Genomic DNA, 12855 nt, shown 5'->3' with positions numbered 1-12855 from the left:
GGGGTAAGGCCCCCGGCAGACCACCGGGTTGATAGGCCAGAACTGGAAGTGCAGTAATGCATGCAGGTGACTGGTACTAATAGGCCGAGGACTTACCACAAAGAAGCTACGCGTCCACTGTGCGGTATCTGAAACAACACACAGATACTGATGAGAAACTCTGTTTTCTCCGTCATCCATCCACCCGGTAACGGGTTCGGGTTGGTGCACGGTGAAACCAGACTGCACTCGACAGGGTGTGGGAGAGTAGGACACCGCCGAACACAATGTAGAGAAGCCCCCCMACCAGTGATGGTTGGGGGGSTTTCTCGTACCCAAAACACCCCGAAACATCCCGTCGCCGGCACCCCCCGGATCGAGCGAACGGTACGTCCGTCGCCTCAGATCGACCCAACGTACCGTTCACACCATCACGAGCGGGAGCACGGCCGGCTCACCACCCCGTCCGGGATCGAGTGAACGACACTCTCACCGCCTCTAACGAGATGAACGGTACGTTCACTCCATCAGGGCAGGGCAGGGCAGGTGAGCGAATGGGTAGATCCGACAGGCGTTATCGCAGAGTCGCCTGCAACACCTCGCAGAGCACATCCAGCGTCCTGGAGTACTGCGACTGCGTCGGCGTGCTGTAACCGACGACGATGCCGTCACCGCCGACTGACGATACGTCGGGATGTCGGAAGACGGACAACCCTTCGAGTCCGAGATCGCGCGCCTGCGCCGCCGCAAGAACAGATTGTTCGGTGCCGGAGGGAAGGCGGATCACAGCGTGAAGACCCGCGGAGATCCCCTCGACCCTGACCCGGGGTACTTGCTGTGCAAGGGTCGCAACCAGTTGATCGCGTCGTCGTCGATACGAGGTACGCATCTTTCGAATATGGCTGTCGAATCTTCCGGATTCGATGAAGTCTGCCAAGGTCAATTGATCCGTTGAACTTACCCAGCGTTCGTAGGGTCCCTTTGTTGCGAGGACGGGTTCGATCAGTCTGTCCGGCAACACCATCCATCCGATGCGAATGGCCGGCGACAGTGTCTTGCTGACAGTGCCGAGGTACGCAACGTGCTGCGGCGCGATTCCCTGGAGTGCGCCGACAGGCTTTCTGTCGTAACGGAATTCGCCGTCGTAGTCATCCTCGATGATGACGCCACCGGTAGTCGAGGCCCATTCGAGAGCGGTCGCGCGCCTCGCCGGCGTGAGGGGACCTCCGAGGGGAAACTGATGCGTCGGCGTCAGCAGAACACTCTCAGCAGACGTTGACGCCAATTCGTCTGTGCAAGTGCCTGATTCGTCGACCGAAATGGGAATTGTCAGCAGTCCTTCGTCGACGAGCAACTGTCGGTGCAGGTGAAGGCAGAAAGCATCGACCGCAATCGTTCCTCCGAGTGCACGGGCGAGGAGGGAGATCCCGTGACCCGAGCTGGCACTGATCACAATGCGGCTCGGATCGACGCGAACGCCTCTGGTGCGGCTCAGGTATGTGGTGAGGGCGTTCCGGAGTTCGACTCGGCCTCTGGGATCAGTGGTCGCGAAAGCGTCGGTCGGCGCGGTGGTCAAAGCACGTCTGGCGGACGAAATCCATGCAGTGCGGGGAAACGCCGACGCGTCCGGCGATCCGGGGAGAAGGCTGTAGGTCAAGCGCCGTCGGGTCGGCGATGGATCGACCTCGCGACTGTGTGTGCTGGCGAGCGTGGCGACCACGGTTCCGGAACCCGGCCGCGTGACAAGCCATCCAGCGGCGGCGAGCTCGGCATAGCAGTCCGCAACGGTGTTTCGGGCAACTCCGAGGTCGAGTGCGAGGGTGCGGGAAGGTGGGAGTCTGGTGCCGGGCTTCAATAGTCCACTGTCGATCGCGTCGCGAAGCGTCTGAAGCAGCGCAGCGCGAACCCCGATTCCCTGTGGCAGCTCGATATGCAGATCGAACCCAAGATTGGCCCATGAATTCATCACCGGATTGAACCATGTTTCGGGGTCTTTCCGGGATTACGGTTTGAGTATGACTACAGCAACAGGACAACGACTGGATATCGCAAAGCTGGCGCCCGAGGTCTACAAGGCGATGATTGCGTTGGATGCCGCTGCGCGCAAGGGGCTGGAGCCGACGCTCGTCGAGCTAGTCCTCACGCGTGCGTCGCAGCTGAATCATTGCGCATGGTGCTTGGACATGCACACTCGCGATGCCCGAAAGGTCGGCGTGACGGAGCAGAAGCTCTACCTACTGAACGCGTGGGAAGAAGCGCGAGGGATGTACTCCGATCGCGAACGCGCCGCACTCGCCTTGACCGAGGCCGTGACAGTCCTTACTGACGGTTTCGTTCCGGACGAGGTGCACAACGAGGCTGCCGGCGAATTCTCGGACGAGGAACTGGCCCAGCTCATCAGCGTCATCTTCACGATCAATGCGTGGAATCGCATTGCGGTTACCACAAGGAAGGCGCCTCCGGTCCGAGACTGATCCGAGGCTCGTACTCCGCTCTCTATCGGGTGCAGATTGCCGCCGTCGAAGATCTGGTAATCGACACAAAGAGGACCAAAAGATTGGTTCAGAGTGTGAACAAAACCAACAGATTCTCTAAATGTGAGGCAAATCACATTTTGTGAATCGGTGGATTGTTCCGAGTATCTGCAAGTTGTCTGAATCCAGGCAAAGCAGTCTCGGTTGGAAGTTCCGGTGAAGGGGTCCGCATTGCGGGCCCCTTCTTTTGTGTGCGCGCTGAAAACGCCCCTTCCTGTGAGTTTCCCCAGAATGTCCGAGTTACCGACCGGCTAGCGTCGGAGGAATGCCGGAAACGCCCCGGTTACGTGAGCCGATTTTGAGTTGATCGCGATAGTTGTGCGGTTGGACAAAGGTGCAGTCATCTTATTGGCTAACTCGTCGTCCGGAGGTTCAAGCTGCGTACGGGGGCTCGACGATCGGGTGGACTTTCTTGAAACATGCACTACATTGCCATCTAGTAACTGGCTGGTTGCCAAAAGCGATCAGCCGATCCTCTCGGAAGTGAGCGCTGGGTGGCGTGGCCTTGGGAATCCAAGCAACCTTCCCGCTACCGAAATGTCTTGAAAGGGAAGCTTTGATGACTGTGTCTGGTTCACGGCGTAGGCCGCTTGTTCTCCGGCTCTCGCTAACTGCAGCTATTGCCGCAACGGTGGCCGGTAGTAGCGTTGCTTTTGCTTCACCAGCTGTGTCCGCGCCGATGCCGGTGCGAACCGCGGCTGCTCCGGCGTTCACCGCCGGGTTGTGTGAGGGCACCGAGTACACGCCCTCAGAGCAGATGCTCGACATCTCCGGCATTCGGCTGGATCACTACAACGACGGCAACATCGTGCCGATGTACGGCACCACGGATCCGGGTACCTCGGCCGCGGTGGATGCGCCGGTCTGCGGTGTCCGCGACGTCGACGGAATTGCGAAGTCGGAATGGATGTACTGCACGGACTTCGATCTCGATCCATGTGCCGGCGTCGACGAAAACGGTTTGCCCGTGGACAAGCACAACGACGAGATGGGTGCGACGGTTCCGTCATCGGGCAATCCCGATCTGTCAGCCGACGATCTCGCTGTCATCAGTTGGTTGCTGCAGAATCCCGCCAAGCTCGACGGCGTCGTTTCGGGAAATGGCAGTGAGGATGCGCGTTCGGCGCGGCAGACGCTGGTGTGGTGCGTTTCGGACTACGACAATCCGCTGATGGCCGATTTCAAAGGCCTGTGCGACAGGAACATCGGCGACGACGAGCGAGCTCGCATCGTCGAGATCATGAACGTCACGCAGACGCTCGACCTCGTTCGCAAGACGCCCGCGACGGGAACTTTGAAGGCCGGCGAGACTGCCGTATTCACCCTGAACACGAATATGTACCGGAAGCCGATCAATGTTCAGTCCTCGGCGGGCACCGAACTCACCGTCTGTGGCGACAACGCCAAGGCAACGTTGAGTGCAAACCAATTGACGGTCGACGGCCGCGGCGACGCACCGACTGCCGTGGATCTATGCCTCACCGCTGCGGACGGCGGTGACTACTCCGTGACCGCAAGCGTCATTCCGGATTCGGTCGAGAACCTGCACTGGAACACGGCAGGCGCACAGTGCCAGGTCTTCGCGTCGTTCGACACCGTTCGGCCGGCGTTGATGAATGCGTCTGCCAGCGTCGGATATGCAGCAGCGCCCACGACGACACCCGCAACGACGACACCGGCAACAACGACACCGGCAACCACGACGCCTGCAACTCCGGTCGTTCCGATTGTGCCCATCGTGCCGATTGTTCCGATCGTGCCCATCGTTCCGATTGTGCCGGTCGTGCCCGTAGTTCCGGGTGCGCCTGTTCCGTCGCAGCCGGTTGCAACTCCCGCTGCTCCGGCGCCGTCCGCTCCGAAGCCGGCTACCGGACCTCGCCCGGTTGCCATCGACGGTGGTGCCGCTGAACAGAATTCAGGCCGTAACATTGCCGTCGCAGTGACGGGCCTCGGGCTTGTCGGAATGGCTGATCACAGGCTGTGTGATCGGTGCCGACACAGATCAGACGCAGGGGGCGTCAATTCGCAAGAGGCGCCGGGGGTGCCTCATCCCGCAGGAGACAGTTCGATGACCATGCACGAGTCGGATCCCAATCCATCCAATCCATACGACGATCCCAACCACGATCAGCCCGCGAACATCGGCAAGGGGCGTCGAGTCGCGTTCATCCTGGCCCTCGTCGCGGTGCTTGTCGCCGGTGCTTCCATGGCCTTCGTCGGCCTGCGACCCTCCGATGACGATGCTGCGATCCCGCCGAGTCCGGGAGTTGTCATGTCGCACTCCGCGAATCCGGCAGCGCCTTCGGATGAGTTGATGACTCCCAACACCCTTTCGCTCGACCCGGTCGGTGTTCAGGCGCCGATCGTGGACGCCACCGTGCCGGAAGGAGTTCTCACTCCGCCGGAGAACGTCAAGAACGTCGGAATCTGGCTCGACGGCGCCTCGCTCGACTCGGTCACCGGCACGACTTTGATTGCCGGACATGTCAATTTGACCGGCCAGGGTAACGGTGCACTGTTCGACCTGGGCACGATCGAACCGGGTGAAGTGATCCGTACATCCGACGCGACGGGCAAGAGCACGTCGTGGAAGGTGACTGCGGTGACGACGCGTCCGAAGGCCGATGGCGTGGAGGAAAGCGTGCTGGCCGGCCCGGATGGCCCTCGAAAGTTGGCAGTCGTAACCTGCGGCGGCGAACTGCAATTCGAGGACGGTGTGGGTAACTACGCCGACAACGTCTACCTGTACGCGGATCTGATGGTCTGAGACACAGAAACAATCCAGTCGGTCCCCGATCCCTCTTCGTAGAGATCGGGGATCGCCTGTTGGATAGTGTCGCAGGTATGGATCTTCACCTGTCTGGAAAGCGTGCGATCGTTGCCGGTGGTAGCAAGGGGATCGGTCTGGCAATCGCCAGAGGTCTGGCTGCTGAAGGGGTCGACATCGCGATACTCGCGCGCACTGAGCAAACCGTCGTAAGCGTTGCACGAGATTTGGTTTCGGAGTTCGGAATTCGTGCGATCGGAGTCGTGACGGATACGCGAGACGACGACGCGGTTCAGGCGTCGGTGCGGCAAGTAGTAAAGGAGTTCGGCGGCGTCGACATTCTGGTCAACTCGGCAGCGACTCCGTTCAGCGCCGGAAAGCCGACGGATTTCGAGGCGACCACCGACGACGTCGTGCGCGACGAAGTCGAAGTGAAAGTGCTCGGCTACCTGCGCACTGCGCGTGCTGTGGCGCCGTATCTGATCGATCAGGGTTGGGGTCGGATCATCAACATCAGCGGTTTGGGCGCCAGACAGGCAACCTCGATCGCCCACACGATCCGCAACGTCAGTGTGTCTGCGCTGACCAAGAATCTTGCAGACGAGCTGGGCCCCAAGGGAATCAACGTCACTGTCGTCCATCCGGGCGTGACGCGGACCGAGAGGTTGACCGCGCGGATTACGCGCGAGTCGGAAGAATCCGGCCGCTCGCAGGCGGAGGTGGAGCGGGGTATCGCGACGAATTCGATACACCGGATCATCGACGCCGAAGAGGTGGCTGATGTCGTGACCTTCCTGGCATCGCCGCGAAGCATCGCGATCACCGGTGACGCGGTGGCAGCGGGTGGAGGAGTGCCGGGGCCGGTTTATTACTGATAACTCACGTACTGCTACCTGCTCGCAGTAGTGACGATCGTGTGAACGCGTCCGCCGCCGAGTCTCTTGCTTTCGTACATCGCCGAATCGGCGACTTTCTGCATGTCGGTGAACGCTCTTGCACGCTCTTCTCCGGCGACGAATTTGTGGGTACGCACGGCGATTCCGATGCTCGATGTCGACGGTATCTCGTCGGTATTCGAGTGCATTGCCGGTCCGATCGAGTCGAGCATCGGGCCGATGGCCGGCACGGAAAGTCTTTGAGCGAGGATGAATTCGTCGCCGCCGACCCGTGCGACAACAGCATCGGCATGTGCCCAGGCGGACAACCGCTGTGAAACCCGGAGAATTATGCGGTCGCCCACGTCGTGACCGTGTACGTCATTGATCGTCTTGAACCGGTCGATGTCGATCGCGATCACGAGTAGTGCCGCCGATTCCTGACGCTGGAACTCCGCGAGTACCTTCTCGACGTGGCGGTCGAGGCCACGACGGTTCAGGAGCCCGGTGAGGGGATCGAGGTCGGAGCTGGACGCGTCCATGCTGAGCATCGTCAGCACGATCTGCGAGATGAACGCACAGACCACGAGTGCGGTGACGACAACCAGCACTTTCGAAACACCGAGCGCGGGATCTCGCTCCGGCCCGAAGAGGATCGGCTGCGCAGCCACCACGATCATCACAACCGAGAAGGTCAGGTGTGCGATCTGCAACTTCGGATTGTGAAAATAGGCGATGTAGATACCGATCAGCGCGTAGATGACACAGGTGAGTAATCGCGCAAGCTGCGAGGAATCTCCAAGTACGGAAATTGTGACTGCGATGTCGCAGAAGACTACGAAACCGAACGAGCGGCGCTTTGTCGGGCCGAAGACCCACCATGAGACTCCGACCATGAAGCACGAGATCACGACAACAGTGTTGAAGAACAGCGCAATCGTGCTTGTCGGACCGGCCGGACTGAATCTGTTGAGTAGTGCGCACACGCCCAGTCCGATGACAATGATGCCAAGTAATAGCCGGGTGGCGGTCGTGAGGCCGTTGTCGCGGAGATAGCGAGTGAATCGGTCGTATTGATCGGGGAGGGCCAGCCACTCGCGGGTCAGGGTCCTCATGGACTTCATCTGCGACGTCATGAGTGCGTCAGTCTGCGATGGCGGGAGCGTGCGCCGTTCATCGTGAACTGACTCCTCTTCTGTCTGGCACCTTGCAATGCTAGCTGGATCGATGCCGTGTTGGACCGAGATGTTCGGATCGGCGACCCGAATGTCTGGGTTCCGCCAGCGTGGAGTATAAATACATCTTGTGTCTATGTTGTATTCCGCTTCGGAAAACGTCTTCCGCGAAGTCAAGGAGCTGATCCTTTCCGGCGAACTCGCCGGCGGGGAGCTGATCAGCGAGGGTGACATCGCCGCTCGGACCAATGTGAGCCGAACGCCGGTGCGTGAGGCGTTTCTGCGTCTCGAGTCGGAAGGTTGGATGCGCCTCTACCCGAAGAAGGGGGCGCTGATCGTCCCGGTCGCGGATGGGGAAGCGGAACACGTAGTCAGTGCCAGACAGCTCGTCGAGACTCAGAGCGTTCGAGTGGTGTCGGTCCGACCGCACGCACGTGAAACGCTTGTCGCAGCGTTGCGCGCGAATCTGATCGAGCAACGTGAGATTGCTGATCGCGGGGACGTTGCCGCGTTCAGCGCGATCGATGCCGACTTTCACAAGATGATCGTTGCCGCCGGTGGGAACCCTTTGCTCGACTCGTTCTACGCGAGTCTGCGCGACAGGCAACGACGGATGACAGCGCGGTCGATCTCACGCGACCCCGGCCAACTGTCTCGCATCCTTGCCGACCACACCGCGCTTACCGACCTCGTCGAAACAGGCGATGCAGACGGATACAACGCTGCCGTCCTCACACACATGCGCCAGGTGCACGGCCTCGGCTTCGAAGGAACTCTGTGATGAGCACCCAAACGATAGACGCTGGGACCGCAGCCGAACGTCGTCCAGGCAGTGAACGTGGCACCGGCGGAAAATGGCTGTGGCTGACCGTTGCCGCCAGCATGTTCGCCGCGGCCTGGGGCGGCAACGAATTCACGCCACTGCTGGTGATGTACCGACTCGATCACGGCTATTCGCCGGTGATGGTCGACTTCTTCCTCTTCGCCTACGTCGTCGGAATTGTGCCGGCCCTGCTGCTCGGCGGCCCGCTGTCCGATCGATTGGGTCGACGCCCGATCATGCTCCCCGCGCCGATAATCGCGATCGCCGGTTCGACGCTGCTCGCTTTCGGGGCCGACTCCGCTGCCGCTCTCATTCTGGGAAGAATCCTCTGCGGCATCGCCTTGGGGATCGGTATGGCCGTCGGCGGCTCCTGGGTCAAGGAGTTGTCCACGCAACCTTGGGATTCGACGGCGTCGGAAGGCGCGGGTGCCAGGCGAGCAGCGATGAGTCTGACTGCCGGCTTCGCCTTGGGGGCGGGCGCCGCGGGAATCTTGGCGCAGTGGGCGCCCCTGCCGAGTGTGTTGGCGTACGTCCTGCACATCGCGATCACCGTCCTCGCGGCCATGGCGCTGTGGCGTGCTCCCGAAACACGACCAGCACAGGCGAAATCCGACCGACGCAGGTTGATCGACGACCTCAAGATCCCCTCGGCAGGTAATCGTAGATTCCTCTACGTCGTTGTTCCGTTGGCGCCGTGGGTGTTCGGTGCTGCCAGTGTCGCGTATGCAGTTATTCCGGCGCTCATGACCGGGCACAGTGGCGATGCGCCCGTGGCCTTTTCGGCTCTACTGTGCATGGTCGCGCTGACATGCGGATTCGCGATTCAGTCGTTGGGGCGAAAGATCGATACCGACCGCAGCGCGCGCGGCGCCGTTGTGGCTCTGGTGTTTCTGGTGGTCGGTATGGCCGGCGCTGCTCTGGTTGCGTCGACGCTGACCGTGGCGATCGCGATCGTGGCTGCAGCGATCCTCGGTTGCGGGTACGGCATGGCATTGGTTTCCGGGTTGCTGGAGATCCAGCGAATCGCGGGGCCGGACGATCTGGCAGGACTGACCGCGGTGTTCTACTCGATCACCTACATCGGTTTTGCTGTGCCTGCGTTGCCCGCCGACCCCTGCGAGAGTCGGCGGACCGGGGCGAAATCACGCGTCTACAGTTGCGGAACCGTTTTCCGAATTGTGGACCGAATTGTGTACCGAACCAACCGGAACCGATGCGGTCTTGTTCAGGCCGTTGAGCAATCCGGTGATATCGACGCCTGAGCTTTCGAGAGTTTCGATGACGCCGGCGATCACCTGGGGGCTGATGCCCAGGATCGAGCCGATCGAACCCTGGGCCCCATCACTGCCGCCGACGATGGAGATGCGGTCGATGTCGCCGACCGGCTTCGCCGCTGCTGCGGTGGCGTCGACCAATGCTGCCAGAACATCAGGCAGAGTGAGCAACTGCGCGGCCTGCGGGGTGTAGGAATTGAGCGCCTCGGCGATCTGACGCTTACCGGCGGCCTCGGCTTCGAGCTTGGCACGCAAACCATCCGCCTCGGCTTGTTGCTCGGCACGAACCGCATCGGCCGCTACCTTGCGGCCGTCGGCTTCGGCTTCCAGACGTGCTCGAAGGCCGTCGGCATCAGCCTGTTGTTCAGAGCGAACGGCGTCGGCGACGAGCTTTCGTGCATCGGCCTGAGCACCGCCTGCCTGCCTTGCTGACTCGGCCTGTGCCTGGGCGCGGAGGATCGCGGCCTGTCGCTCACCCTCTGCGCGTGCGATCGAGGCTTGGCGTTCGGCCTCGGCCGGTGCAATGACATCTGCCTGCAATGCCGCTTCCGATTGCTGGGCGCGACGACGCTCGACCTCGGTGCGAGCTTCGACGCGGGCCGCCTCGGCCTGCTCACGTGCGATGCCGACGGCCTTCTCGGCTGTTGCCTGCGCGAGAGGTCCGGCCTGGTCGGCTTCTGCGTTCTCGGCTTCGGTCTGTGCTCGCAGGCGAGCGAGTTCGACGTCGCGTTTCTGATTTGCACTCGCGATCGCGGTGTCGGCCTCGGCCTGTGCGACCGAACCTGCCTGTCGCGCCTTTGCTGACTGGATCTGCGAATCACGCTCTGCTTCAGCAGTTCCGATCGCGGCATCACGTTTGACCTCGGCGATGCGGCGCTGACCGAGCGATTCGAGATAGCCGTTGAAGTCGGAGATTCCCGCGATCTTGATGACATCGACTTCCATGCCGATGCGGGCGAGGTCGCCGCCTGCCTCCTCGACCACACTGCGCGCAAGCGAATCGCGATTGGAGTTCAGATCCTCGACCGTCATGGTCGCGGTGATTCCGCGCAGGCTGCCTGCGAGGATTTCGTTGATCTGCTGCTGGAGTTCGTCCAGGTCGGAAGTCAGGAATCGTTGCACCGCTGTCTGAACCGCTTCGTCGGCGGAACCGATTCGTACCAGGCCGACTGCCTCGACGTTGACCGGAACACCGTCGTTGGAGAGCGCATTCTTGAGATTGATGCTGACGTTGAACGGCTCGAGCGACATGATGTCGACACGTTCGATGCCGGGAATCTTGAACCGGGCACCGCCGCGGACGACCTTCGGCTTGCCTCGTCCGGTGAAGACCGCCACTTCGTTCGGCGGGACCTTGACGTAGTTCTTCACGTAGATCGCGGGGAGAACAATGAAGATGATTACTGCGACTACAACCGCAATGATGATGATTGGCAGCATGTATCGAGTCCTTAGATCGCGTCGTCAACCGTGACGACGTGAAGGTATTGATCGTCTACATCGGCGATGTAGACGGTGGTGCCGGTGGTGAGCGCCATCGGCTGTGCACTGACGGCCTTGGCCTGGACGCGATTGCCTTCGGCGTCGACGAACGAGACTTCTCCCCAACCTTCGGCTGCGATGGTGAGGGTGACCGTGCCCAACAGTCCGTGGTATGAATTGCGCCCGATGTGCGAATTATCTTGTTGTTTAAGGAGATAGGGGAGAAGAAGGCCGCGCGTGACGACAACGAGAACGGCGGCGAGTGCGAGTGCTGCAATCACCGCTACCAACGTCGGAGCGTCCGCGAGAGTGGCAGCTACGCCGCCGGCGCCGAAGCCGAAAAGTGCTGTGGCCAAAGTTGTCAGGCTCAGAAATGGCAGCCCGTCTGCGTGGCCGCCGCCCAGATCTGCAACCTCGCCGACGGCAAAGGCTCCGATCAGGGCGACGACCCCGATCACGAAACATATTGTGAATACAACGAACATCGATCCCCCGATCTACCTGTCGAGGAAGCGTGCCCTGAGAATTGTGTTGTCGGGGTCGTCCCTCGGCCCACCTCTATAGTAAAGGTAAGACAAAGCTAATCGGCGCATTCGGAATGTTTCGGCGTGGTGCTACGGATGGGGGAAAGCGTCAAAGCCGAGGTAGCGGGCGTTGATTCAGCCATGCATCCCAGAGAGGGCGCAGTGGGGTGTCGGTGAAACGTGAAGCGAGATCGGTGAATTGCTCGGTGCTGACCGTGCTGTGCCGATGCTTCGTGGTCCACTGGCGGATCAGTTCGAAGAATTTCTCGTCTCCGAGAACGCCGCGCAGGGCGTGCAGAGTCAACGCGCCCCGCTTGTAGATTCGATCGTCGAACATCAGGGCAGGCCCGGGATTGGCGACGATCAAGTCCTGAGATTTACGCCCGAGCCCTTGATAGGCGTTGGTCGCGAGTTGGTTCGAGGATGGGCCACCGGAATTCTCGGACCAGATCCACTCCGCGTAACAGGCAAAGCCCTCGTGCAGCCAGATGTCGCACCACTGCCCGAGAGTGAGGCTGTTGCCGAACCATTGATGGGCAAGCTCGTGTGCGACAAGACGTTCGGAACCGCGCCTACCCGTGCAGTGGTTGGCTCCGAAGATCGAGAGTCCCTGCGCTTCGATGGGGATTTCGAGTTCGTCGTCGGTGACCACAGCGGTGTAGTCGGCAAAGGGATACGGGCCGAACAGCTTTCCGAAGACCTCCAGCATCTGGGGTTGGCGCCCGAAGTCGACGTCGAACGCTGCGCGCAGCCGAGGTGGGTGAACGGCGAAGACCGGTACCGGCCCGGCGCTCACCTGTCGGTGCTCGTACTGACCGATCTGAATCGTCGCCAGGTAGGTTGCCATCGGTTCGGTCTGCTCGTAGACCCACGTCGTCTGACTCGCACGGGTCTGCTTGCGGATCAGCTTGCCGTTGGCGAGGGCATAGAACGGGGAATCGGTGGTGATCGAGATGCGGTACGACGCTTTGGAAATCGGATGGTCGTCGCACGGGAACCAGGACGCCGCGCCGTTGGGCTGACTTGCGACCAAAGTTCCTTCGTCGAGTTCCTCCCAGCCGACTTCGCCCCACAGGCTCTTGATCGGCTCGGGGTTGCCGCTGTACGCGATGGTGACCGACAGGGCACCGCCCGCGGGGATCTTGGTAGACGGCGTGAGGATCAGCTTGTTGTTCAAGTGCGCGTACTTGGTGCCGCGGGCACCGTTGACGGACACCTTTGACACCTGCAGGTTCTGCGCGAGGTCGAAGCTGAACTTGGATCGGCTCTCGGTGGTGACAGCGGTGATGACTGCCTTGCCGGCGAGACGGTTACTGAAGACCTTGTACGTCAGTTCCAGTTCGTACCGAGACACGCGGTAACCGCGGTTGCCGTTGTGTGGCAGGTACGGATCGAGCGGCTCTTCGAGCATTCTGTTCGGCT

General features: G+C 61.1%; 10 protein-coding genes and 1 rRNA gene. 6 read left to right on the top strand and 5 right to left on the bottom strand.

Features of this window, described 5'->3' with window-relative positions; all coding sequences use genetic code 11:
- A 23S ribosomal RNA gene (locus AC1DVN_RS28305) occupies positions 1–100 on the top strand; the annotation flags it as partial.
- A gap of 453 nt (positions 101–553) precedes the next feature.
- Here AC1DVN_RS28305 and pdxR read toward each other — a convergent pair.
- Positions 554–1945: a MocR-like pyridoxine biosynthesis transcription factor PdxR gene (pdxR, locus tag AC1DVN_RS28300; RefSeq protein ID WP_477847454.1), complete on the bottom strand. Its 1392-nt coding sequence runs from the start codon at positions 1943–1945 to the stop codon at positions 554–556.
- Between the two features lie 49 nt (positions 1946–1994).
- On the opposite strand from pdxR, the gene AC1DVN_RS28295 reads away from it, so the two are divergent.
- The 3 genes from AC1DVN_RS28295 to AC1DVN_RS28285 all read left to right on the top strand — a co-directional run bounded on the left by AC1DVN_RS28295 (position 1995) and on the right by AC1DVN_RS28285 (position 6155).
- Complete coding sequence (locus AC1DVN_RS28295; RefSeq protein ID WP_477994553.1) at positions 1995–2453, top strand: carboxymuconolactone decarboxylase family protein; 459 nt, start codon at positions 1995–1997, stop codon at positions 2451–2453.
- A gap of 619 nt (positions 2454–3072) precedes the next feature.
- On the top strand, positions 3073–5280 hold the full coding sequence (locus AC1DVN_RS28290; RefSeq protein WP_477994551.1) for a class F sortase: 2208 nt from the start codon (positions 3073–3075) through the stop codon (positions 5278–5280).
- Between the two features lie 77 nt (positions 5281–5357).
- Entirely contained in the window at positions 5358–6155 is a 798-nt protein-coding gene (locus tag AC1DVN_RS28285; protein WP_269577545.1) for an SDR family NAD(P)-dependent oxidoreductase, read from the top strand.
- A 14-nt stretch (positions 6156–6169) separates the two neighbouring features.
- Here AC1DVN_RS28285 and AC1DVN_RS28280 read toward each other — a convergent pair whose 3' ends face one another.
- Complete coding sequence (locus AC1DVN_RS28280; protein ID WP_030534865.1) at positions 6170–7291, bottom strand: GGDEF domain-containing protein; 1122 nt, start codon at positions 7289–7291, stop codon at positions 6170–6172.
- A gap of 175 nt (positions 7292–7466) precedes the next feature.
- Between AC1DVN_RS28280 and AC1DVN_RS28275 the strand changes: the two genes are divergently transcribed.
- Together AC1DVN_RS28275 and AC1DVN_RS28270 are read left to right on the top strand one after the other, a co-directional pair.
- Entirely contained in the window at positions 7467–8111 is a 645-nt protein-coding gene (locus tag AC1DVN_RS28275) for a GntR family transcriptional regulator (protein WP_195791577.1), read from the top strand.
- A complete protein-coding gene (locus tag AC1DVN_RS28270) occupies positions 8111–9415 on the top strand; it encodes an MFS transporter (RefSeq protein ID WP_477994549.1) in 1305 nt (434 codons plus the stop codon). Before AC1DVN_RS28275 ends, AC1DVN_RS28270 begins: the two co-directional genes overlap by 1 nt.
- Here AC1DVN_RS28270 and AC1DVN_RS28265 read toward each other — a convergent pair.
- From AC1DVN_RS28265 to AC1DVN_RS28255, 3 genes are all read right to left on the bottom strand, one after another.
- Positions 9296–10867 carry a flotillin family protein gene (locus tag AC1DVN_RS28265; RefSeq protein ID WP_020906004.1) on the bottom strand — a complete coding sequence of 524 codons (1572 nt, stop codon included), beginning with the start codon at positions 10865–10867 and terminating at the stop codon, positions 9296–9298. The two genes, AC1DVN_RS28270 and AC1DVN_RS28265, sit on opposite strands and share 120 nt — an antisense overlap.
- A gap of 11 nt (positions 10868–10878) precedes the next feature.
- Entirely contained in the window at positions 10879–11394 is a 516-nt protein-coding gene (locus tag AC1DVN_RS28260; protein ID WP_063315111.1) for a hypothetical protein, read from the bottom strand.
- A 148-nt stretch (positions 11395–11542) separates the two neighbouring features.
- Positions 11543–12844: a M1 family metallopeptidase gene (locus AC1DVN_RS28255; protein ID WP_044480251.1), complete on the bottom strand. Its 1302-nt coding sequence runs from the start codon at positions 12842–12844 to the stop codon at positions 11543–11545.
- Between the last annotated feature and the right edge of the window lie 11 nt (positions 12845–12855).

This window comes from Rhodococcus sp. P4_E4 (assembly GCF_056401575.1).
Note: the sequence above shows the minus strand (reverse complement) of the source record. Positions and strands in the feature narration are given on the sequence as shown.